At 71.1% G+C, this 23,143-nt stretch carries 17 protein-coding genes; 11 read left to right on the top strand and 6 right to left on the bottom strand.

Annotated elements, in window-relative coordinates; genetic code table 11:
- The first annotated feature begins 62 nt into the window (after positions 1 to 62).
- The 6 genes from MYMAC_RS28540 to MYMAC_RS28515 all read left to right on the top strand — a co-directional run bounded on the left by MYMAC_RS28540 (position 63) and on the right by MYMAC_RS28515 (position 4,260).
- On the top strand, positions 63 to 719 hold the full coding sequence (locus MYMAC_RS28540; protein ID WP_095960364.1) for a 2-hydroxychromene-2-carboxylate isomerase: 657 nt from the start codon (positions 63 to 65) through the stop codon (positions 717 to 719).
- Between the two features lie 136 nt (positions 720 to 855).
- Positions 856 to 1,503: a hypothetical protein gene (locus tag MYMAC_RS28535; protein ID WP_095960363.1), complete on the top strand. Its 648-nt coding sequence runs from the start codon at positions 856 to 858 to the stop codon at positions 1,501 to 1,503.
- A 76-nt stretch (positions 1,504 to 1,579) separates the two neighbouring features.
- Positions 1,580 to 2,776, top strand: a complete 1,197-nt coding sequence (locus tag MYMAC_RS28530) for an acetyl-CoA C-acetyltransferase (RefSeq protein ID WP_013938426.1) — start codon at positions 1,580 to 1,582, stop codon at positions 2,774 to 2,776.
- Positions 2,777 to 2,805: 29 nt separating this feature from the next.
- Entirely contained in the window at positions 2,806 to 3,021 is a 216-nt protein-coding gene (locus MYMAC_RS28525; protein ID WP_013938427.1) for a hypothetical protein, read from the top strand.
- Between the two features lie 162 nt (positions 3,022 to 3,183).
- Complete coding sequence (locus MYMAC_RS28520; RefSeq protein WP_013938428.1) at positions 3,184 to 3,381, top strand: hypothetical protein; 198 nt, start codon at positions 3,184 to 3,186, stop codon at positions 3,379 to 3,381.
- Positions 3,382 to 3,531: 150 nt separating this feature from the next.
- The gene (locus MYMAC_RS28515; protein ID WP_043710444.1) at positions 3,532 to 4,260 is read left to right on the top strand and encodes a DUF1751 domain-containing protein; all 729 of its coding nucleotides are present in this window, start codon (positions 3,532 to 3,534) and stop codon (positions 4,258 to 4,260) included.
- A 21-nt stretch (positions 4,261 to 4,281) separates the two neighbouring features.
- Here MYMAC_RS28515 and MYMAC_RS28510 read toward each other — a convergent pair whose 3' ends face one another.
- The gene (locus MYMAC_RS28510; RefSeq protein ID WP_095960362.1) at positions 4,282 to 5,919 is read right to left on the bottom strand and encodes a sigma-54-dependent Fis family transcriptional regulator; all 1,638 of its coding nucleotides are present in this window, start codon (positions 5,917 to 5,919) and stop codon (positions 4,282 to 4,284) included.
- 142 nt (positions 5,920 to 6,061) lie between these two features.
- Between MYMAC_RS28510 and MYMAC_RS28505 the strand changes: the two genes are divergently transcribed.
- Positions 6,062 to 6,937 carry a dioxygenase family protein gene (locus MYMAC_RS28505; protein WP_095960361.1) on the top strand — a complete coding sequence of 292 codons (876 nt, stop codon included), beginning with the start codon at positions 6,062 to 6,064 and terminating at the stop codon, positions 6,935 to 6,937.
- Positions 6,938 to 6,968: 31 nt separating this feature from the next.
- Complete coding sequence (locus MYMAC_RS28500) at positions 6,969 to 7,592, top strand: YceI family protein (RefSeq protein ID WP_013938432.1); 624 nt, start codon at positions 6,969 to 6,971, stop codon at positions 7,590 to 7,592.
- Between the two features lie 120 nt (positions 7,593 to 7,712).
- On the opposite strand, the gene MYMAC_RS28495 is transcribed toward MYMAC_RS28500, so the two are convergent.
- The 4 genes from MYMAC_RS28495 to MYMAC_RS28480 form a co-directional block, all read right to left on the bottom strand.
- Positions 7,713 to 14,150: a DUF6982 domain-containing protein gene (locus tag MYMAC_RS28495; RefSeq protein ID WP_239989065.1), complete on the bottom strand. Its 6,438-nt coding sequence runs from the start codon at positions 14,148 to 14,150 to the stop codon at positions 7,713 to 7,715.
- A 147-nt stretch (positions 14,151 to 14,297) separates the two neighbouring features.
- Positions 14,298 to 15,689 (bottom strand): peptidase MA family metallohydrolase, encoded by a 1,392-nt coding sequence (locus tag MYMAC_RS28490; protein WP_095960359.1) that lies wholly within the window; start codon positions 15,687 to 15,689, stop codon positions 14,298 to 14,300.
- A gap of 58 nt (positions 15,690 to 15,747) precedes the next feature.
- Positions 15,748 to 16,965, bottom strand: coding sequence for a threonine ammonia-lyase (ilvA, locus tag MYMAC_RS28485; protein WP_013938435.1), 1,218 nt, complete (start codon positions 16,963 to 16,965; stop codon positions 15,748 to 15,750).
- 114 nt (positions 16,966 to 17,079) lie between these two features.
- Entirely contained in the window at positions 17,080 to 18,309 is a 1,230-nt protein-coding gene (locus MYMAC_RS28480; RefSeq protein ID WP_013938436.1) for a Glu/Leu/Phe/Val family dehydrogenase, read from the bottom strand.
- Positions 18,310 to 18,380: 71 nt separating this feature from the next.
- Between MYMAC_RS28480 and MYMAC_RS28475 the strand changes: the two genes are divergently transcribed.
- Positions 18,381 to 18,893, top strand: coding sequence for a helix-turn-helix domain-containing protein (locus MYMAC_RS28475; protein ID WP_095960358.1), 513 nt, complete (start codon positions 18,381 to 18,383; stop codon positions 18,891 to 18,893).
- Positions 18,894 to 18,897: 4 nt separating this feature from the next.
- On the opposite strand, the gene MYMAC_RS28470 is transcribed toward MYMAC_RS28475, so the two are convergent.
- Positions 18,898 to 21,321 (bottom strand): DEAD/DEAH box helicase, encoded by a 2,424-nt coding sequence (locus MYMAC_RS28470; RefSeq protein ID WP_095960357.1) that lies wholly within the window; start codon positions 21,319 to 21,321, stop codon positions 18,898 to 18,900.
- A gap of 68 nt (positions 21,322 to 21,389) precedes the next feature.
- Between MYMAC_RS28470 and MYMAC_RS28465 the strand changes: the two genes are divergently transcribed.
- The gene (locus MYMAC_RS28465; RefSeq protein ID WP_043710447.1) at positions 21,390 to 22,496 is read left to right on the top strand and encodes a sigma-70 family RNA polymerase sigma factor; all 1,107 of its coding nucleotides are present in this window, start codon (positions 21,390 to 21,392) and stop codon (positions 22,494 to 22,496) included.
- 95 nt (positions 22,497 to 22,591) lie between these two features.
- Entirely contained in the window at positions 22,592 to 23,143 is a 552-nt protein-coding gene (locus MYMAC_RS28460) for a hypothetical protein (protein ID WP_013938440.1), read from the top strand.

The raw sequence follows: 23,143 nt of genomic DNA, 5'->3' as shown, positions 1-23,143 counted from the left end.
CCGCTGGAAAGTCGCCGGGACTGTGTCCTCACGGCCCGGACGGGGGGCGTTAGACTGGGGCCATGGCCCACCCCCCCGTGCGATTCCTGCTGGACTACATCTCACCGTATGCCTACCTGGCCTGGCAGCGCCTGCCGGCGCTCGCCGCGAGGCAGGGCCGCGCCGTGGAGCCGGTGCCCGTGCTGCTGGCGGGGGTGCTCAACGCCACGGGGAACATCGGCCCCGCGGAGGTCGCCGCCAAGCGCGGCTACCTGTTCAAGCAGACCTTCCGCATCGCCCATGACTTCGGCGTGCCCTTCGCGCCTCCGCCGACGCACCCCTTCAATCCGCTGCTCGCGCTGCGCGTGACGGCCGCCGTGGAGGACGTGGAGTCCCGGAGCCGGCTGGTGAGCGCGCTGTATGCCTCCGCCTGGGGCGGCGGGAAGGGGGCGGAGTCGCCCGAGGCCGTGGGCGCGGCGATTGAGGCCGCGGGGCTGGACGCCCAGGCGCTGCTCGCGGCCGCGCAGACACAGCCGGTGAAGGACCGGGTCCGTCAGAATACCGAGGCCGCGGTGGCCGCCGGGGCCTTTGGCGTGCCCACCTACCTGGCGGACGACGAGCTGTTCTTCGGCGTGGACTCGCTGGGGCACCTGGAGCAGTTCCTGCGCGGGGAGGACCCGCTCACCCCGGAGGCCGTCGAGCGCTGGCGCACCCTGCCTGCGAGCGCGTCCCGGCGCTGAAGCCAGCGCACGCGGGCGCCGCTTTCCGCTAGGGTCCCGGAGCCATGGTCTCCGGTCGGCCCGCCTTGTCGACCTCCTTCATCCGGCCCCTCGCGCACGCGGCGTGGGGGCGGGTGCGCCGGGAGGTCTCTCCGCAATGAACATCCTCGTCGAGTTGGGCATCGCCGTCGCCGGCCTGGTGCTGGCGCTGGTGCTGCTGTGGATGAACGTCTGGCGCGGCATCCTCTTCCTCTTCCCGTCCAGCGTGCGGGTGGAGCCGGAGGCCCCCGCGGACCAGATGGACCTGCCGCTGGAGCTGTCGGGGCGCGCCAACCAGCTCCAGGCGCTGGGCTTCGTGCCGCTGGGCAGCCACGAGGAGAAGCCGCGCCTGCAGCGCGCCACGCGCTCGTATGACTGGGCGCACCCGGGGGAGCGCGTCTTCGCCACGCTCCACGTGGGGCAGGGCGACGTGCCCCGCCTGTACCTCCTCACCCCCCTGGCCTCCGGCGGCTTCGTCATCACCGCCGACTACCGGCGCCCGGCCGTGGAGCGCCCCGGCGTCTACCTGTCGGGTTCACTGGAGGACGCCCCGCCCGAACGCCTGCTGCGCGCGCACCTGCGCCGCCTGGAGGGGCTGCGGCCCGCCGGGGAGTTCACCTGGGAAGGCAGGGTGGCCGCCGGGCGTTCCTGGTACCAGGGGCTCGGCCGCAAGGAAATCCGGAAACAGAACCTCCAAGGTTTGTTGTGGACCGTCATCGCGCTTGCCATCGTCGCCAGCGCCTTTTTCGGGCAGCGCGGGCCCTAGGGCCGTCCGTCCCACACGTCACGACGTCACGGCGCGCGTGCACCGCGCGCCCCATGAGAGTAGGTAGACGACCACCATGAAGAGCGTGTCCAAGAACGAGGAAATCTACTTCCTGTCCGGCAAGCGCACCCCGTTCGGTACCTATGGGGGAAGCCTGAAGGACCTCAGCGCCACCGACCTCGCCGTGGAGTCGGCGAAGGCCGCGCTGGCCCAGGCGAAGGTGTCGCCGGAGGACGTCCAGCACGTCGTCTACGGCAACGTGGTGCAGACCAGCGCGGACGCCATCTACCTGCCGCGCCACGTGGGCCTGCGCACCGGCGTGCCCGTCCCGGTGCCCGCCCTGGGGGTGAACCGGCTGTGCGGGTCCGGCTTCCAGGCCTTCGTCACGGCGGCGGAGCTGATGCTCACCGAGCAGGCCTCCGTCGTGCTGGCCGGCGGCACCGAGTCCATGAGCCAGGCGCCCCACGTCATCCGCGGCGCCCGCTGGGGCCTGCCGCTGGGCAAGGGCAGCCTGGAGGACATGCTGTGGACGGCCCTCACCGACAGCTACACCGGCCAAGCCATGGCGCTCACCGCCGAGCAGCTCGCGGTGGACTACTCGCTCACGCAGGAGCAGGTGGACGCGTACGCCGTCCTCACCCAGCAGCGCTTCGCCGCCGCGCAGGAGGCGGGCCGCTTCCAGGATGAAATCGCCCCCGTGACGCTGAAGACGAAGAAGGGGGAGACGGTGGTGTCCCGGGACGAGCACAACCGCCCGGAGACGACGGTGGAGGGCCTGCGCAAGCTGCCCAAGGTCTTCAAGAAGGACGGCGTGGTGCACGCGGGCGCCGCCAGCGGCATCTGCGACGGCGCCGGCTCCATGGTGATGGCCACCGGCAGCTACGTGAAGCAGCACGGCCTCAAGCCCATCGCCCGGCTCGTCAACTGGGGCATCTCCGGGTGCGACCCCAAGGTCATGGGCATCGGCCCCGCGCCGGCCATCCGCCAGCTCCTGGCGCGCGCCCAGTGTCAGTTGTCGGACATCGACCTCTTCGAGGTCAACGAGGCCTTCGCGCCGCAGTACCTGGCGGTGGAGAAGGAGCTGGGCCTGCCGCGCGAGCGCACCAACGTCAACGGCGGCGCCATCGCCGTGGGGCACCCGCTGGGCGCGTCCGGCGCGCGCATCACCACCACGCTGGTGTACGAGCTGAAGCGGCGCGGCGCCCGCTATGGTATCGGGTCCGCCTGCATCGGTGGCGGCCAGGGCATCGCGGTGCTCGTCGAGGCGCTCTGATGGCACAGGACCTCCAACCAGGACGCGAGATGAGCAACGAGGTGGACGCGAAGACGGCGCGTGAGCGGGCCAAGGCCATCGCGGAGCAGCGCCGCGCCGAGCGTCGCAACCGCAAGCGCAAGTGCGTGGTGTGTGGTGTGGAGGAGAGCGACAAGACGCCCCTCACGGCCCACCCCGAGGGCATTGGCCCGGCCTGCAAGGACGAGGTCACCTGCCTGTCGCGCAAGGCCGCCAGCGGCCGGTGAGCCTCCCCCCCGGGCCCGCCGCGCTCCGTGCGAGGCCCGGCGGGCCCACCCCACGGGTGGGCGCTTCAGGACGCGCGAGGGCGGGATAGTCGGGCCCGATTCTTGATGGCGGAATCGTCTCGGGGTAAACGTCCAGAATCTCTGGTTTAGACGAGGGTCGGAATGGGCGTTATCAGCTTCACGGGCGTCAAGGTGTTCTCCACCACGCTCGCGCGTGACCGCGAGAACATGGGTGAGAACATCACCAAGTGGCTCAAGGAGAACTCCAACCTCGAGGTGGTCGACAGGGTGGTGACGCAGTCCTCCGACAAGGAGTTCCACTGCCTGACCATCACGCTCTTCTACAAGCCGAAGGCCTGAGCGGCCGCGAGCCGGCTGGAGAAGTGTGGGTGTTCGAGGGCGCTCTCCCTGGTGTCGGGGGTGGGCGCCCTTCGTCATTTGGGGTTGCGAAGCGAGCGGTGTTCCACCACCTTTGGACGGCTCTGGAGCAACGAGAGGAAGGTGTACTGAATGCGACCGATGCGGAGCTTCGGCGGCGGGGGCGGCGGCATGGGCCTGCCCGGCCTGGAGACCACGGCGTCCAAGCTGGCGGTGGCGCTGGTGGCTGGCTCCGTGATGTTCCACCTGACGAAGGGAGCGTCAGGCGGACTGCTGCTGCTGTTCCCGGACCTGGTGTTCGGGAGGCTCTACCTCTGGCAGCCGCTGACGTACGCCTTCATTGAGTCCAGCCCCATTGGCATCATCTTCGGGGCCATCATCACCTGGTCCATTGGCGGCTACCTGGAGTCCGTCTGGGGCGGCAGGCGGCTGTTGATGGTGGCGCTGGGCATCGCGGTGAGCGCGGGCCTCATCACCTCGCTGCTGGCCATGCTGGTGCCGGGGGCGACGGTGTCGGCGTACGCGGGCGGCAACGTGATGACGTCCGTGCTGTGGGTGTCCTACGGGCTCACCATTGGCCGCGGGCAGACGAACTTCTGGGGCCTGCCGCTGTCGGGCAACGCGCTGGCGGGCATTGGCGCGGGCTTCGTCGTCCTCTCCGCCATCACCGCGGGCTGGCAGTCCCAGGTGCCCGACCTGCTCGGCCTGTGCCTGGCGTTCGCCTACGTGCGCGGCGCGAGCCCGCGCCGGCTGTTGCTGCACTTCCAGCACTGGCGGTTGCAGCGTCAGTTGAAGGGCCGCTCCAAGCACCTGCAGGTGGTGCGGCAGGACCGGCCGGACCGGGACCAGTACCTCAACTGACGCTGGCCCCTTCGCGGCGGCTCAGTGGGCCGCCTCCGGGTGGCCGTACTGCTTGAGCTTGCGGTAGAGCGTCGCCACGCCGATGTCCAACTGCTCGGCGGTGCGCGCGCGGTTGCCGCCATTCTGGGCCAGCACCGCCAGGATGTAGTGCTTCTCCATGTCCTCCAGCCGCTGCGGGCCGCCGGTGGGCCCCAGGTTGGGGGGCGCGGCGCGGACCTCCTCGGGCAGGTCTTCCCGCTCCACGCGCGTGCCCTCGCACAGCGCCACCGCGCGCTCCACGGCGTTGCCCAGCTCGCGCACGTTGCCCGGCCACGCGTAGCGCAAGAGCTGGTCCGCCGCGTCCGGGGACAGGCCCGACACCCGGCGGCCCAGCCGCTCCGCGGCCTCGGCGAGCAGCAGCCGCGCCAGGGGCAGCACGTCGTCGCGGCGCTCACGCAGCGGCGGAATCTTCAGCTCGATGACGCGCAGCCGGTAGTAGAGGTCCTGGCGGAAGCGGCCCTGCCGCACCTCCTCCGCGAGCTCCCGGTTGGTGGCGGCCACCAGCCGCACGTCCACCTTGCGGCTGGCGTTCTCCCCCACGCGGCGCACCTCCCGCTCCTGCAGCACGCGCAGCAGCTTGGCCTGCATGGACGGGGGCACCTCGCCCACCTCGTCCAGGAAGAGGGTGCCGCCGTGGGCCGCCTCGAAGAGGCCCGCCCTGTCGCTGGTGGCGCCGGTGAAGGCGCCGCGCGCGTGGCCGAACAGCTCGCTCTCCAGCAGGCTCTCCGTGACGGCGGCGCAGTTGACGGCGACGAAGGCCTGGTGCGCGCGGCCGGACTCATCATGGATGAGGCGGGCGATGCGCTCCTTGCCCACGCCGCTCTCTCCGGTGACGAGCACCGTGGAGTCCACCTTCGCCGCCCGCCGGGCCAGGTTGATGACCCGCTGCATGGCCTCCGAGCGCGCCACCATGCCCGCCGGGTCCTCCGTCACGCCCGCGCGCGCCAGCGACTGCCGCTTCGCGCGCAGCTTGCGCTCCGCCTGCCGCAGCGCCTCCGTCACCTGCGCCAGCATCCCCTCCATGCACTGGGTTTCGTAGAGGCGCAGCACCTCCGTGCACTCGGTGCTCCACTCCTCGGCGGGCCGGCCCACGTAGTGGCACGTCGCGTCGCCCTTGCCCACGCAGCGCAGCTCCGTGCCGTAGATGGGCTTGCCGTTGACGTAGCTCATGTAGCCGGACGCGAAGCCGGTGAGGCTCCAGCACACCGGCTGGTCCGCCTGGCCCAGGTGCAGCAGGTGCTGCTCGGCCTCATAGGAGTCACGCCACTGCGCCTCGGCGAAGGGCTCCGGGCCTTCGTCCGCGCGGCGCTGGACGGGCTCCACCCGGACCTGCCCCTGGAGGGTGTGCAGCCGCCCGCCGGCCCGGCGCCACAGCGACTCATCCTTCCAGGGCACCGCGCCCTTCATCGCCTCGGCCGTACGCCAGCCATGCGCATAGCCCAGGCGCGTGAAGGTGCCGCGCGCCGCCGTCATCCCCATCAGCCCGACGAGCTCCTTGCGGAGCATCCCCATGGCCACCGGGTCCATCAGCAGCACCCGCTGGCCCCCGAAGTGGATGAGCCCGCCTCCCGGCTCGAAGGACAGCAGCTCACTCAAGTCCAGCTCGAAACGGCCAGCCACGCTGTACGGCTCCTTCCAAAATGAGCTGAGTCTCTATCGTTTTGAGAGCCCCGTTGCACGCGTGGTTTGAGGAGTGGAGCAAATCCAATAGGTTGGAGTTTTGAGTGTCCTGGTCTTCCGGTTGCATTAGAAGGCGGCCGTCATGGGCGACGAACTGGACAGACGCGTGGTGCTTCAGGGCGCGGCGGCGGCCGGGGTGGTGGGCGTGCTGGGGGCGGGTGGCCCCGGCGGCGGTCAGGCCGCGTCCCCCGCGGTGTTCATCTCCCATGGCTCGCCCATGGTGGCGCTGGACTCGGATGCGTATCCGCAGGCGCTCAGGCGCTTCGGTGACGGAGCACCGGCGCGGGCCCTGGTGGTGGTGTCCGCCCACTGGGAGACGCCCGGGGAGGTCCGCGTCACGGCCAGCGCGCAGCCGCCCCTCATCCATGACTTCTACGGCTTTCCCGAGCCGCTCTACCGCCTGCGCTACGGCGCGCCCGGTGCGCCGTCCCTGGCCGAGGACGTGGTGGCCCGGCTGAAGGCGGGCGGCCTGCCGGCGGTGGCCGACGCGGAGCGGGGCTTGGACCACGGCGCGTGGGTGCCGCTGCTGCATGCCTTCCCGCAGGCGAAGCTCCCCGTGGTGCAGGTGTCCATGCCGCTGGGCGCGAATCCCGCGGACATCGCGCGGATGGGCGAGCTGCTGCGGCCCCTGCGCGCGCAGGGCGTGCTGCTGATGGGCAGCGGCGGCATCGTCCACAACTTGCGCCGGCTGAATTTCCACGAGAAGGCGGCGTCCGTCGAGCCATGGGCCGCGGCCTTCGATGCGTGGATTGCGCAGAAGCTGGCGGCGCGAGACTTCACCGGCGCTCAAGCATGGTTGGATGCACCGAACGCGCGGCTCGCGCATCCAAGGGCCGAACATCTGATGCCGCTCTATTTCGTCCTCGGAGCCGCCCTCCCCGAGGACCGCCTCACTCCCGTATTCGAGGGCTTCCATCACGGAACCTTGTCCATGCGCAGCTTCGCGCTGTGCGCCTGACTTCGCTGTATCTCGAAGGAGCACACTCCCCATGAAGACGTCCATGAAGAGCGCCGTTGCCCTGTTTTTCGCCCTCCCGTCCATCGCGCTGGCCTCCACCTGGAAGGTGGATGACTCGCACTCCAGCGCCGGCTTCTCCGTCCGTCACATGATGGTGTCGAACGTCACCGGCTCCTTCAACGTGAAGAGCGGCACGGTGAACCTGGACGACAAGGACATCACCAAGTCCAAGGTCGAGGCCGTGCTGGACGCGTCCTCCGTCAACACGGGCAACGCGAAGCGCGACGAGCACCTCAAGGCCCCTGACTTCTTCGACACGGCCAAGTTCCCGGAGATCACCTTCAAGTCCACCAAGGTCCAGAAGGCCGGCGCGGGCAAGCTGAAGGTCACCGGCGACCTGACCATGCACGGCGTCACCAAGCCCGTCGTCCTGGACGTCACGGGCCCGTCGAAGGAGTCCAAGGACCCCTGGGGCAACACCCGCACGGGCGTGACGGCGAGCACCAAGCTGAACCGCAAGGACTTCGGCCTGGCCTACAACCAGGCGCTGGAGACGGGCGGCGTCGCGGTGGGTGAGGAAGTCACGGTGAATCTGGACCTGTCGCTGGTGAAGCAGGCGGACGCCGCCGCTCCGGCCGCCGCGGACAAGAAGTAGTCAGCGTTCCTCCCGGCGCGCGCCGGGCTGAAATGAGAGAGGGGCTCCCACGGTGGTGGGGGCCCCTCTTTCATTTACGGGGCACGGTGGCCCCGCCCGTCCTTCGCGCGGGGCGCCCGCTCAGCCCTCGGCCACCGCCTGCACGCTGGAGCGGTAGATGAAGATGCGCGCGGTGTTGGTGCGCTGGTCGGCGGGGATGACGAAGAAGCCCGGCGTGCTGCCCTGGAAGTCCTGGGAGAAGCCGGCGACCTGCCGCCCGTCGTTGAAGGTGACGCGAATCTTCTGGCCCTCCGCCTGCGGCTGACGCGCACCGGCGGCGAGCATGAAGAAGATGGCCTTCACGCGCTTGCCCGGAATCTGCTCGGCGGCGAAGCCGCTCTGCTGCTCCAGGGAGATGACGTCGTCGAGCAGGTCCGCGTCGCGGATGGTGCCGCGCTTCACCTGGCCTTCCACGGTGTGGATGATGACGCGGTGCTCGCCCTCCACGAAGGAGGTGAGGGCGGTGCCCCCGACGATGGCCGTGTCGTCGAAGAGTGGCTCGCGCTCCACGGCGACGCGGTTGGCGGGCGCGGCCGGCGGCACGACGACGGCGGTGCGGTGGCTCGCCGTGGCGGCGGAGCCCAGCGCCGCGGCCTGGGCGAACGGGGCGGGGGAGGAGGTGACGACAGGCATGGCCGCGAGGGGCGCGGGCGGCGGCACCGCGGGCGCTTCCTCGACGTCGATGTCGGTGACTTCCTGCTCGAGCTCCATCGAGACGTCTTCTTCCTCGATGGGTGTGGCCTCGGAGAAGTCCTGCGCCTGGGCGGCGAAGGGGCTCTCGGTGGCGGCCCACGGCGACGTCCCGGCGGGCGTGGTGTCCTGGATGGGCTCGGCCTCCCAGGTGGCGGCCTCCTCGACCGGCTCCACGTCCACGCTGGCGTCGCTCCACTCCGCCGCGATGGGCGCGGCCGTGTCCGCGAGGGAGACCTCTTCGGCGGGGGCTTCGTTCCAGTGCGACGCCTCCGGGGTGGGGGCGCTCCAGGCCGCGGCGGAGTCGTGGCTGAACGCGGACCCGTCCGCGCCTACCTCGGGCGGCGTCTCCGTGGCGGGGGCGGCCCACTCGCTGGACGGGGCGTCACTCGCGGGTGCGCTCCACTCCGGCGCGGCGGCGTTGCTCGTGGGCGTGTTCCATTCCGAGGCGACCGGCGCGGCTTCCTCGATGGGCTCCGCCCACTCAGCCTGGACTTCCTCGGCCTCGGGGGAGGCCCACTCCGGCTGAGCGTCGGCGGGCGTGGTGGCCCACTCCGATTGCGCGCCTTCAGCTTCGGAGGAGGCCCACTCCGGCTGAGCGGCGTCGGCGGGCGTGGCGGCCCATTCGGGTTCGGCTCCTGCCGTGGGCGCGGCCCACTCCGGCTGGGCGTCGGCGGGCGTGGCGGCCCAATCCGATTGCGCCGTTTCAGTCTCAGGGGTGGCCCACTCCGGCTGGGCGGGGGCGGCGGCCCACTCGGATTGCGCTGTCTCGGCCTCGGGCGTGGCCCACTCCTGCTGGGCGGGGGCGGCGGGCGTGGCGGCCCACTCGGATTGCGCCGTTTCGGCCTCGGGCGTGGCCCACTCGGCCTGGACTTCCTCGGCCTCAGGGGAGGCCCACTCCGAAGCGGCGGGTGCGGAGGGGGTTGGCTCCGCCCACTCGGCCTGGACTTCCTCGGTGGCGGGCGTGGCCCACTCGGGCTGGGCTTCCGCGGTGGCGGGAGCGGCCCACTCAGTCTGCGCGCCTTCCGTGGCCGAGGCGGCCCATTCCGGCTGAGCTTCCGTGGTGGCAGGTGCGGTCAACTCCGGCTGCGCGCCTTCCGTGTCCGAAGCGGCCCATTCCGGCTGAGCTTCCGTGGCGGCGGGAGCGGCCCACTCAGGCTGAGCCTCCGTGGTGGCAGACGCGGTCAACTCCGGCTGCGCGCCTTCCGTGGCCGAGGTGGCCCACTCGGGCTGAGCCGCCTCGCCCTCGGAGGAGGCCCACTCAGTCTGCGCGCCTTCCGCAGGAGCAGTCCACTGGGGCTGTGCCGCCTCGGCCTCAGGGGTGGCCCACTCGGGCTGCGCGCCTTCCGTGGCCGGCGCAGTCCACTCGGGCTGTGCCGCCTCGGCCTCAGGCGTAGCCCACTCTGCTTGCGTTTCCGCAGAAGCGGGCGTGGCCCACTCGGGGTGAGCTTCCGCGGTGGCAGGAGTGGCCCACTCAGACGCAGCACCCTCCGCGGGAGCAGTCCACTCGGCTTGAGTCCCTTCGGCAGCGGGCGTCGCCCACTCGGCCTGAGTCCCCTCCGCGGAGGCGGCCCACTCCGACTGCGTGCCCTCAGTGGGAGGCGCAGTCCACGTGGACTGCGCTTCTCCGGTCTCGGGCGTGGCCCACTCGGACTGGGTGCCTTCGGTGGGGGCCTCAGCCCATGCGGATGGCGCTTCTCCGGCCGCAGGCGAAGTCCACTCCGCCGGCGCAGCGGATTCAGTGGCGGGAGTGGCCCACTCCGCTTGAGCCGTGACTTCACCGGAGGGAGCCGCCCAGTCGGCTTCGACTTCCTCGGCGCTGACCTCTTCGACCGGCGTGTCCCACTCGGCCTGCACGGCTTCGGGGGCAAGCTCCTCGACGGGCGTTGCGGCCAACTCGGGCTGCGTGGCCTCGGGCGTCGCCCAGCCCGACTGTGCATCCGTGGGGATGCCATCCGCCTGAGCTTCGGTCTCCTCCGGTTCAGCCGTCAGGACGACGTCTTCCTGGGGGGCGGCGTCGGCCCACTCGGCCTGCAGCTCGACAGGTGCTGCGCCCGACTGCGTGCTCGACCCGTCAGTCTGTGCCGCCGCGGACTCAGCCTGCGGGACAGCGTCCCACTCAGTCTGGCCGTCCACGGGAGTCGCTTCCGTCGACGCCGTGCTCCAGCCGTCGGCCGTGGTCGCTTCAGGTGTGGCCCACGCAGCCTGGCCTTCCTCCGTGGCCGGCTCAGCCCAGTCTGCTTGCACCTCGACAGGAGCGGCTTCACCTGTGGGAGTGGCCCATTCGGCCTGCCCCTCTGCGGGTGTGGCCTCCGCGGCATTCGCGGACCACTCCGGCTGGGCATCGACGGGGGCGGCGCTGCCGGTCCAGGGCGCCTGAGCGTCGGTGGAGGCTGTCGCCGCGGGGAGGGTGCCCGTGTCGGTTGTCCACTCGGCCTGGGGCTCCCCGGTGGCCGTCGCGTCTTCAGCCGCGACCCATTCAGGCTGGAGTTCGGTGGTGCCTTCCGAGGTACCGGTCCACTCGGCCTGGGCCTCCCCGGCGGCTGCCGTGTCTTCCGGGGTCACCCACTCGGGCTGGGGCTCGCTGGTGGCTTCGGCGGCAGCGTTCCATTCGGTCTGAGCGCCGTCAGCGGTGGGCTCCGCCCACTCCGCCTGGAGTTCGACGGCTTCCGACTCAGGGGAGTTCCAGCGCGCATCCGCCTCGCTGGGCGCGGCCGTTTCGCTCGTGGCCGCCCATTCGCCCTGCGCCGCTTCGGCCGGGCTCTGGTCAGCGGTGGAGACCCACTCGGGCTGCAATTCAATGGCGCCCGCGTCCCCTGCCGACGAAACCGCCACGCTCCGCTCGTCCGTCGGCGCGAAGTGGCCCTGGGACAGGAACTCGTTCGCCGCGGCGAGCGGCACCGCCTCTTCGGGGCTCCCGCTCAGGTCGAACATCTCCTCGACGGAGGGCGCCGTCGCGGAGTGACGCGGCGGATCGCCCGCGACCTCGAGCGTGTTCGCGTGGAGATCCGGGCCTACCTGCACAGGACGAACTTCAATCGACGGGACGTCCGCCGACGCGAAGGGCGCGGCGCTCTGCGCGAAGGCCACGTCTGGCGCGGCCTCGGCCTCGGTCCCTCCGTCGAGGACCTCGAGCGTGGGCTGCTGGCTCCCCGCATCCGTGGCCTGGTTCGAAGCATCGTCCACGGCGTGTGCTGGCGCAGACTCGACATCGATGATGTCGAGCGAAGGCTCCTCGGACGCCGTGGCGGCGACCTCGGTCGAGTCGAGTTCCAGCGTCGGAACACTTCCATCCGGCGCGGAAGACTCGTCGCTCACCTCCGATGCATCGAGCGCAATCTCGGCCGACTGCGGCTCGGCGACATCGGAGGCATCCAGTGCAATCTCAGCGGCCTGGTCACCCTGAGTGGCCTCCGCGACGTCCGTGGCGTCAAGCGCGATTTCGGCGGGCGGATTTCCGGACGCCGGGTCGGCGACGTCGGACGCATCCAGGGCGATTTCAGGCTCGCTCACGTCAGCCGCGTCGAGCGCGAGCTCCGTGTACTCCGCAGCCTGGCTCTCGGCGTCGCTGACCTCGGAGGCGTCGAGGGCCAGCTCGGTGTACTCGGCGGTCTCTGGCGCGCTGACGGCAGCGTCGTCGTGCGCGGTTGCGGCGAAGGACTCGCCCGCATCCGTTTCACCGACTGCTTCGGCTGCGAAGGCCGCCTCGGGGGAGGCCTCCGCAGCGGAGGCTTCACTGACGTCAGTGGGGCTGGCCACGGCTTCGATAGGAGCCGCGGCGTCGTCGAACGCAGTCTCGGGATACGCCTCAACGACCGCTTCACCACCCACGTCCGGGGCCGTGAGCGCCGTCTCGGGGTACGCCTCAGCGGAGGCGGCGCCGTCGATGTCCGACGCCGTGAGCGCAGTTTCAGCGTAGGCCTGCTCCGTGTACGCATCACTGGCGTCCGAGCCCGTGAGCGCTGTCTCAGAGTAGGTCTGCGCATCGCTGGTGTCCGGCGCCGTGAGGGCCGTTTCCGGATAGGCCTCCGCCGCGGCTGCAACGCTGGCGTCCGGCGCCGTGGGCGCCGTCTCGGGATAGGCCTCCGCCGTGATCGCGTCACTGACGTCTGCGGCATCAAGCGTGATTTCGGCGGGCTGCGGGTCGGCAACCGGTTCGGTTCCGGCAGCGGCGTCGGGCGCCGCTTCAACCGCGGCGTCGCTCACGTCCGCGGTGTCGAGCGCGATCTCGGCGGGCGCCACCTCGGCGGCGTCGAGCGCAATCTCGGCGGGCTGGGCTTCGTCCGCGCTGACCGCCTCGAAGTCCGTCGCTTCGATTGCGGCTGGCGCCGTATCGGTCGCCGCCGCGCCCGTGTTCCACGCTTCCGTCGTATCGCCGGAGGTCGCATTCGAAGCGTCCACCACGTCGGCGGCATCGAGTGCGATCTCCGCGGCCTCCGGGACCCCGTCCGGCTGCGACATGGCGGCGACGTCGATGATGTCACCCGCATCGGCGGCGTCGGCCTGCTCGGGCTCGATGGCGAGCGGCGCGGAGGCCCAGGCGTCATCAATGGGCGCGGGAGACTGCTCGTGCGCCAGGACGGGCTCGCTCTCCACCGCGCCGTCCAGCAGCTCGACCTCGGAGGAGGGTACCTCCACCTCCGACGAAGCCAGGGCCTCGCTCGGCGCTTGCGCATCCGGTGCCGATTCGACCTCCATCGACAGGTCGGCGAACGACGCCTCCAGTGAGGTCTCGGGCTCAACGGCGGCGGTCGTCGCCGACGCCTCCGTCCCAACCTCCGAGAAGTCATCCTCGGCCACGCTCAGCGTTTCCGGCTGCGCCTCTTCCGCGACGGGCTGCGCATCCTGCTGAAGGTCCGCGGTGACGTCCGCGAACGACGCGGACGGGTCGTCCATCCCAACCGCGGCGGCCGGCTCCTCGTCGGCGGCCGTCGCCTCGATGGCGGGCGCCTGTCCGCTGGCGGCCGGCGTCATCCACGGCGCGGGCTCACTCAGCGCGGGGATGTCGATGTCATCCGAGAGGCTCAGGTTGTCCGGCTCGGCAGCCGGCTGAGGCGCGGGAGCGACGGGGTAGGGCTGCTGCTGCGCGGCCTCCGCGGCATAGGCCTGCGGATCCGCCTGCCACCCTTCGGCATCGCCCTGGGCGTTCGAGTCGTAACCCGGGGCATGGACCGCGTTCGGGTCATGTGCCTGCTGCGCGTACACCTGGGCGTTCGGGTCGTACGCCTGCGCGTTCGGGTCGTACGCCTGCGCGTTCGGGTCGTAACCCTGCTGCGCGTACGCCTGCGCGTTCGGGTCGTAACCCTGCTGCGCGTACGCCTGCGCGTTCGGGTCGTAGCCCTGCTGTGCGTACGCATTCGGGTCATACGCCTGCGCGTTCGGGTCGTAGCCCTGCTGTGCGTACGCATTCGGGTCATACGCCTGCGCGTTCGGGTCGTAACCCTGCTGCGCATACGCCTGGGCGTTCGGATCGTACCCCTGCGCATAACCCTGGTTGGGGTCATAGCCAGCGGGGTAGGGGTACCACTGGCCGTCGGCGGCGTAGTAGCCCTGGGGCTGCTGCTCGTAGCCAGCGGGGTAGGGGTACCACTGGCCGTCAGCGGCGTAGTAGCCCTGGGGCTGCTGCTCGTAGCCGGCGGGGTAGGGGTACCACTGGCCGTCAGCGGCGTAGTAACCCTGGGGCGCGGCCTGTTGCTGCCATGCGGCTGCGTCCGCGGCTGGAGCGTCATCCACGCCCAACTGAGCGCGCAGCTCGTTCCAGCGAGCCTCCTCCACCGGAGACAGGCTTCCCAGCTTCCGCTTTTCATCGAGGAAGCGGAATTCTCTCATCGCTGCGCGCGTGTCCGACATCCGTCACCTTGCTGCGGACAGCGTACAACCGGCCTCCTGTCGCAGCGTAAATAGAGGGGGCTGCGAGTCTAGGGGCTTCCCGGGAACGGGTAAACCAATTGGCCCGGGCCCGGCTGGCAGCCTCCCCTACTGGAGAGCGGCCCGGACGTCCTCGTCGAGGGTCGCCCGCGTCTTGCCGTAGTGCTCCGTCAGGGCCTCGTCGATGGGTCTTCCCTGTCCCACCTCGCGGACCAGGGTGAGGAACCGGCCGGTGCCGCCCCGCTTCACCAGTTCCCGGACCGCCACGGCGGAGGTGGCGTAGGCGATGGTCGGGTTGCGCTGCATGATGAGGGACGAGCCCTCCATCTGCGCCAGCTTCGGCAGGGCGTTCGCCTTGGCGGCCTGGGCCATGTAGCCGCGGACGGAGCGCTCGGGGTCCTCGCCTCCCAGGTAGCGCCACTCGACGTACTCGGCCAGGCCCTCGTTGAGCCAGACGGGGAGGTTGCCGCCATGGCCGCCGCAGAAGTCATCCAGCGCGGCGTGGACGTACTCGTGGACCAGGGTGGCCCGGGTCTGCTGGGTCAGCTCCGCGGCGTCGTTGATGCGGATGGCGTTGTCGGAGTAGAGCCCGGCGACGGCCCGCGCCCTCGCGGGGCCGAAGTGCGTCGTGAACTCCGCGACGGTGTAGAGGACGACGTCCACCGGCGCCTGGCGGACCTCGCCCAGCATGCTGCGGGTGAAGTCATACGCCTCGTCCAGCGCGGCGACGATGCGGCCCTCGTACTCCGCGCGTTGCCCGAAGTCGCGCTGGTTGTTGAAGTACTTGATGACGAAGCGGCTGTTGGAGCGCGTCCGCATGCCGTCCGCGCTGGTCCCCGACTCGTAGTTGAGGCTGGCCGAGCGCGTGGAGCCCCGGCCCTGGCCGGCCACCGCGGGCGCGGTTTCGACCATGACGGTGGGCCGCCCGCTCGTGGCGCCGTTCATCCGCAGCTCCAGGCGCTCCGCCTCCCGCCGCGCGGCGTGCTCCGCCGTCGCCTTCGCGCGAGCCTGCTGGAGCAGCCGCTTCGCGTCGGCGGCCTCCTTCGAACGGGCGGGCACCTTCTCCAACGCGGCCACCGCGCCCACCGCGTCCTGCTCCTCCATGAGCAGCCGCCCCAGCTCCAGGCCAAAGGCGCCGTCCTTGGGGTGCAGCGCCAGCCCCTTGCGCAGCGCCGCCTCCGCGGCGGCCCGCTGGTCCGTCTTCCGCGCCGACCGGGCCAGGCAGCGCAGCGCGCCCGCGGACTCCGCGTAGACGGCGGCGCGCTCGCCCAGGGAGTACGCCATCACCGGGTCCTCGTGCTTCAGGGCCTCGCAGCCCTTGTGCAGCGCGGCGGAGACCGCGCCGCGCTGGGCGGCGGGCACGTCGTCCGCGTCACCGGCCGAGAAGGCCAGGTAGAGCTCCTCCCAGGAGCGGCTGGCGGAGAGCGACTTCGCCTTCTGCGCGGGAGAAGGAGGGGCGGCGGCCAGCAGGAGGGCGGAGAGCAGGGCAGCGGGACTCATGCCCTGAGTATCGCCGGACTCGGGCGCACGGGCGCAAGGCCCTCCCGGGGCAGGGCTGTTACTTGCGCGCCACCTGCCAGCCCAGCTTGTGGAGCGCGCGCTCCAGCTCCTCGATGTGCGCAGGCCCGGTGGTCTCCAGCGTCACCTCCACCATGGCCTCCCCCAGCCCCGCCTTGGAGAAGGCGCGCTCGTGGTGGATCTCCACCACGTTGGCGCGCAGGTCCGCCACCTGCGTGGTGAGCTTCGCCAGCATGCCGGGCCGGTCCGGCAGCCGCACCTCCAACTGCACCAGGCGCCCGGCCTTCACCAGGCCGCGCTCGATGATGCGGCTGATGACGTTCATGTCGATGTTGCCGCCGCTGAGGATGACGGCGGTGCGCCGGCCCCGCGCCGAGGGCACGTCGCCGCTGAGCAGCGCCGCCACGCCCACCGCGCCCGCGCCCTCCACCACGCTCTTCTCCTGCTCCAGGAGGGTGAGGATGGCGGCGGCAATCTCCTCCTCGTCCACCGCCACCACCTCGTCCACGTACTTCTGCACCATGGGGAAGGTGAGGTCGCCCACGCGCTTGACGGCGATGCCGTCCGCGATGGTGGTGCCCGCGGCGGCCAGCAGCACGCGCTCGCCCGCCTCCATGGACGCCTTCATGCTGGCGATGGTCTCCGCCTGCACGCCCACCACGCGGATGCCGGGCCGCGTCTCCTTCAGCGCGCACGCGATGCCGGAGATGAGCCCGCCGCCGCCGATGGGCACCAGCACCACCTCCAGGTCGGGGCACTGCTCCAGCAGCTCCAGGCCGATGGTGCCCTGGCCGGCGATGACGTGCGCGTCATTGAAGGGGTGGATGAAGACGCGGTCCTCCGCCTTCTGGATGCGCAGCGCCTCCGCGTAGGCCTCGTCGTAGTTGGTGCCCTTGAGCACCACGCGCGCGCCGTAGTCATCCCGCGTGCGCGACACCTTGATGAGGGGCGTGCGCTCCGGCATGACGATGGTGGCGCTCACGCCCAGCCGCCGCGCGTGGTACGCGACGCCCTGCGCGTGGTTGCCGGCCGACGCGGCGATGACGCCCCGGCGCCGCTCGTCCTCGGTCAGCGTCAGCAGCTTGTTGAGGGCGCCGCGCTCCTTGAAGGCCCCGGTGCGCTGGAGGTTCTCCAGCTTGAAGTACACCGCGGCGCACTCCGTCCGCTCCGTGAAGTAGTCCGACTGCGGGCACGGCGTGGGGCGGATGGCCGAGCGAAGGCGCTCGCGCGCGGCCTGGATGTCCTCGAGGGTGACCATGTTCGCGCCTCTATCGGAAGCGCGCCCGTCGCGGAAGAGACAGGTGGAGGAAGCCCGCTCCGCCCGCTGCCTGCCGCGCCGCGCCACGTCCAGCGCGTGACACGGCCGGCCGCGTCAGATGCCGCGCAGCACGGTGGCCTTGCCCACCCGGCCAATGGCCAGGATGTACGCGGCCGTCCGCATGGAGACCTTGCGGGAGCGCGCCACCTGCGCCACGCGCTCGTAGGCCTCCTTCATGGACTTCTCCAGCTCCGCGTTGACGCGGTCCTCCTCCCACGACAGGTGCTGGAGGTTCTGCACCCACTCGAAGTAGCTCACCGTCACGCCGCCCGCGCTGGCCAGCACGTCCGGCACCACGAAGATGCCGCGCTTCTCGAAGACCTCGTCGGCCTCCGGCTGGGTGGGGCCGTTGGCGCCTTCGATGATGAGCCGGGCGCGCACCGCGTGGGCGTTCTCCCGGGTGAGCACGTGGCCCAGCGCGGCGGGGATGAGGACCTCGCAGTCCGCGCCCAGCACGTCCTCGTTGCTGCACGAAGCCCCGCCGCCGAAGCCCGTCACCGTGCCGGTGCGCTTCACGTGCTCGAAGAGGGAGGGGATGTCCAGGCCCTGCGGGTTGCGCACGCCGCCCAGCGCGTCCGCCACCGCCACCACCACGCCGCCGTCCTCCCAGAGGAGCTGCGCGGTGTGGCTGCCCACGTTGCCAAAGCCCTGGAGCGCGAAGCGCGTGCCCCGCACCTGCAGGCCCAAATCCCGCAGGATTTCACGCGCCACGTAGAGCAGCCCGCGGCCGGTGGCGGCCTCGCGGCCCTTGGAGCCGTAGAGCTCCAGCGGCTTGCCCGTCACCACCGCGGGCGAGTGGCCGTGGTAGCGCGAGTACTGGTCCATGATCCACGCCATCACCTGGGGGTTGGTGTTGACGTCGGGGGCGGGGATGTCCCGCGTGGGGCCGATGACGTCCTGCACCTGGTCCACGAACTTCCGGGTGAGGCGCTCCAGCTCCTTGACGCTGAGCTGGGACGGGTCGCACGCGATGCCGCCCTTGGCGCCGCCGTAGGGGACGTTCACCACGGCCGTCTTCCACGTCATCAGCGACGCGAGCGACGCGCACTCGTCCTGGTCCACCAGCGGGTGGTAGCGCAGGCCGCCCTTCATGGGGCCGCGGCTGTTGTCGTGCTGGATGCGGTAGCCGAGGAAGGTGCGAATCTCCCCGGAGTCCATCTCGATGGAGACCTGGACCTTCACCTCGCGCAGGGGCGTGGCGAGCAGCGTCTCGATGGGGGTTCCCACGTCCATGATCCGCGCGGCCTTGCGGAAGTAGTAGTTGGTACCCTCGACGGCGCTCATGTGTCGGCAGACTCCTGGATGGCGGCGCGCGAGACCTTAACAGAAGGGGTGCGCTACCATAGGAAACTGCCATGCCGCCCGAACCGCCGGACGCTTCCACCGTGAGTGGACACCTCCAGGGACTGGCCCGGCGCATCCGGGCGCTGCGGGAGCGGCGGGGCATGACTCAGGAGGACCTCGCCGCCCGCTGCGGCATCTCCGTGTCCTTCGCGTCCCTGCTGGAGCGCGGCGAGCGCAGCCCCAGCTACGAGACGCTGCTCCAGGTGGCCTCCGCGCTCCAGCTCCCGCTGTGGGAGCTCTTGCGGCTGGAGGACACGCGGGACGCGGGCGTCCACCGGCTGGAGGCCTTCGTCCGGGGCCGCGCCCTGTCGCGCGCGGACGTGGACCGGCTGCTGTCGGTGGCGGAGGTGATGTTCAGCGAGCCCTCACCCGCGGCGGCGGACACGGCGCCTGAGCGGCCCGAGCCCGCCCGCTGCGGCGAGCCCGGCTGTCAGAAGCCGGTGCTCGCCCGGGGCCTGTGCGCCGCCCACTACCACCGTGAGCGGCGCAGGAAGGCCGCCGGTCCGGGGACCGGCGGCGCCTGAGGGACTACTTCCGCTTGGCCTGCTCCACCTTGAGCGTGCGCTCGCCGTGGGGCTTGCCGTGCGTGGCCTCGAAGGCCGCCACGTCCTCGTCGGCGACGAAGACGTACGCGTAGGTGGGGCGCAGGTCCGTGCGCAGCACCTTGCCGGCCGGAGCGCCCGCGGCCTCCAGCGCGGCGGCCACGCCCGCCTCGTCCAGCCCGTCCTGCTTGCCCAGGCCCACCCACAGGCGCGTCTGGCCAGCAATCTCCGGCAGGGCCTCGGTGCGGGGGCGGCGCTCAGGCCGCTGACCGCGCGGACGGTGCCGCTCCACCTTCAGCGCCTTTTCGCCATGGAGCTTGCCGTTGACGGCCTCGAAGCCGGGCGCGTCGTCCTCGGCCACGTAGGCGTAGCCGTAGGTGGGGCGCAGCAGGGCGCGCAGCACCTTGCCGGCCGGGGCGCCCGCGGCCTCCAGCGCGGCGGGCAGCTTCGCCTCGTCCATGCCGTCGTCCATGCCCAGGTTGATCCACAGCTTCGCCTCGCCGGGGCCCGCGTCCGGGGACGGGGGCGGGCGGGGCGTGGCGTCACGCTCCGTGCGCGGCTTGCTCTTCTCCACGCGCAGCGTCTTGGCGCCGTGCTGCTTGCCGTTGAGCGTCTCGAAGGCGGCGGCGTCCTCCTCCGCCACGAAGACGTACGCGAAGGTGGGGCGCAGCTCGGCGCGCACCACCTTGCCCACCGGGGCGCCCGCGTCTTCCAGGGCGGTGGCGATGCTGCCCGGCCCCAGGCCGTCCGCCGTGCCCAGGTTCACCCACAGCTTGGCCTCGCCAGGGCCGGCCTCCAGCGCCGCCGCGCCACGGCCAGCCTCGCCGCCGCGCTCGCGCCGCGACTCCTCACGGCGGGGCCGGCGCTCGCGCTCCGAGGACTCACCGCGCCGCTCGCGCCGGTCGTCGCGCTCACCGCGCTCGCGCCGGTCGCCACGCTCCTTGCGCTCACCGCGCTCGCGCCGGCCGCCCTCGCGGCTCTCGAACTTGCGCTCCGGCGGCGGCTCACGCCCCTCGGCCGCCATCGCCGCGGCGGCCTTCTCCATGCGCAGGTGGCTGAAGAAGTACTTGAGCAGGAAGGCGATGAGGTCATCCGCGTCCGCGCGCGGCTTGAGCTGCGCGGCCAGCGGCAGGAAGCCCTCGAAGACGGAGCCGCCCGCGGCCTCCTGGATTTCGCGCACGTGGCGCTCCGTCCACAGGCGCATGGCCTCTTCCGGGGCCGGCATCTCGCGCTTGTCGAACTTGATGCCGTACTTCTTCTCCAGCGCGGTGTACGTGGCCAGCTCGCGCCCGGAGAAGAGGTTGATGGCGGTGCCCTTGTTCCCGATGCGGCCGGTGCGGCCCACGCGGTGCAGGTACACCGCCGGGTCCTCCGGCAGCGAGTAGTTGATGACGTACTCCAGGCCGGAGATGTCGATGCCGCGCGCCGCGATGTCCGTGGCGACCATGAAGGCCACCTCGCCGCGCTTCACCTTGCCCATCACCCGCTCGCGCTCCTTCTGCGGCAGGTCCCCGTTGAGCAGCTCCGCGTCGAAGCCGTTGCGGTTGAGCACCGCCGTCACCAGCGCCGTGTCGTCGCGGGTGTTGCAGAAGATGATGGCGTTCTGCGGCTCTTCCTTCTCCAGCACGTAGATGAGGTTGCGCGGCTTGGGGAAGGCGTCCGACACGTCGTAGCGGATGTGGTGGATGTGCTCCACCGTGAAGACGTCGCCGGACAGCAGCAGCGTCTCCGCGTTCGTCGTGTAGCGCGCGATGAGGTTCTGGATGTCCGTGGGGACGGTGGCGCTGAAGAGCAGCACCTGGCGCGTCTTGGGGAGGCGGTCGAGGATGCGCGTCACCTCCTCGTAGAAGCCCTGGTTGAGCATCTCGTCCGCTTCATCCAGGACGGCGTGGTCGCACGCGTCGAGCTTCAGGTTGCCGCGGTTGATGTGGTCGAACACGCGGCCCGGCGTGCCGACGATGATGGGCGTGCCCTCCTCCAGCGCGTCCTCCTGCTGCTTCATGGAGGCGCCGCCGTAGATGGCCGCGACCTTCAGGCCCTTGTGCCTGGCGAGCATCTTCAGCTCGTCCGCCACCTGGAGGGCCAGCTCGCGGGTGGGGCAGAGGATGAGCGCCCGCACGCGGCGCTCGTCGGCGGGAATCTTCTCCAGCAGGGGAAGTCCGAAGGCGGCCGTCTTTCCGGTGCCTGTCTTGCTGCGGACGATGAGGTCTTTTCCCTCCATGGCGGGCCGGAAGGCGCGGGCCTGGACGGGGGTGGGGTTGGTATAACCGCGCTCCGCCAGCGCTTGGCGGATGGGCTCTGACAGGTTCATGTCGTCGAAGCCGATGTCCGCGATGTACTCGGCGGGACGCGTCGGGGCTTCGTCAGGCGCCGGACTCCCCGGCACGTTTGGCTCTTGGATGTCGCTCATCGGGCATGGGCATAGCCCCTGCATTACCCTGTGGCAACAATCGCGGCACTTTGCTGTATGGAGCCCCCATGGCGAATGGGAGGAAAAGAACCAAAGGTACGTCCCCCCGACCCCGCGCGAAGCGGCCGGCCTCGCCAGGGGCTGGCGACGCCGTGGACGCCGAGGTGGAGGGGGCGGAGGTCGAGGCCCAAACGGACCCGGATTCCCTGGAACCGGACGCGGCCGAGCTGGAGGACGTGGAGCCAGAGGCGGACCTGAGCACCCCCGTGGCGCCCCCCCGGGCCCTGGTGCGTGCTGGCGAGGCGGGGCTCACCCCGAGGGATCCGCTCCAGGCCTACATGGCCGAGGTGCAGCGCCACCCCCTGTTGTCCCGGGAGGAGGAGCTCCAGCTCGCCCGGCACTACAAGGAATCCGGCGATGTGAACGCCGCCTACCGGCTGGTGGCGTCCAACCTGCGCCTGGTGGTGAAGCTGGCGCACGAGTACCACCGCAACCCGCTCTCCCTGCTGGACCTGGTGCAGGAGGGGAACATCGGGTTGATGCAGGCGGTGAAGAAGTACGACCCGGAGCGCGGCGTGAAGCTGAGCAGCTACGCCGCGTGGTGGATTCGCGCGTACATCCTCCGCTACATCATGGACAACTGGAAGATGGTGAAGCTGGGGACCACCGAGGCCCAGCGGAAGCTCTTCTTCAAGCTGCGCCAGGAGCAGGAGAAGCTCATTGCCCAGGGCTTCGAGGCCAGCCCCAAGCTGCTCGCCGAGCGGCTGAACGTCACCGAGCAGGACGTGGTGGAGATGGACCAGCGGCTGGGGCACGACGAGATGTCCATTGACGCGCCCCTGGGCAACGACGACGACTCCCGGGCCACCCGGGCGGACCGCTACCTGCCGTCCAACTCCATGCCGGCGGACGAGCGCCTGGGCGCCGAGCAGCTCAAGGCCCTCTTCCGGGAGAAGCTCTCCGAGTTCGCCCGGACGCTGGAGGGCAAGGAGCGCTACATCTTCGAAAGCCGCCTCATCTCCGACGAGCCCCTCACGCTCCAGGACATTGGCGACAAGTACGGCGTCAGCCGGGAGCGGGCCCGGCAAATCGAGGCGGCCCTCATCAACCGGATGCGTGAGTTCATGCGCGAACACATCCCGGACTTCGACCTGGTGGCCAGCCCCAAGGTCTGACGGCTGGGGGAGGGGGGGCCGGGCATGCGGCCGGGCACTGGCGATATGCTGGGGGCCACCCGGCCGTTCGCCCTCGCACCCTCAGGGGACCCCCCATGCACCGCTCCACCCGCCTCGCGGGAGTGTGTCTCGTCGTCGCCACGCTGCTGACGCTCACGGGTTGTTCCAGCTCGCTGCGCAAGAACTACGTGCGCGACAAGGCGGCCGACCACGTCTACCGCAAGGAGCTGGCGGAGCTGTGGCCCCACGTCCAGGAGGTGCTGCGCAGCCACGGCTACTCCTGGAAGGAGATGCCGGGCCGCTACGTGCTGGAGACGGAGTGGCTGGACTCCGGCGGCGGCAGCCTGGGGCCCGGCACGGCGTCCCGCTTCCTGGTGCAGGGCATCGTGCTCGCCAGCGGCGGCACGGCCCTGCGGGTGATGCGCGGCGACCGCATCACCCAGTCCATTGGCGTGGGCTACGTGGACAGGGAAATCAAGACGGAGGAGGAATACGCCCAGGCCGTCAACGACAGCCAGGCCAGCGGCGTCCTGCCGACGCGGCAGAACTACTTCCGGGATTTGGAAATCGAGCTGGAGATTCTGCGCCTGAGTGACCCGGAGGCGGCCGCGCGCCTCGACGCGGAGGCGCTGGCCGCACACCCCTGA

Origin of the sequence: Corallococcus macrosporus DSM 14697, assembly GCF_002305895.1 — a bacterium.
In the GTDB taxonomy this organism is placed as follows: domain Bacteria; phylum Myxococcota; class Myxococcia; order Myxococcales; family Myxococcaceae; genus Myxococcus; species Myxococcus macrosporus.
The sequence above is the reverse complement of the archived record's forward strand: the minus strand, read 5'-3'. Positions and strand labels throughout refer to the sequence as shown.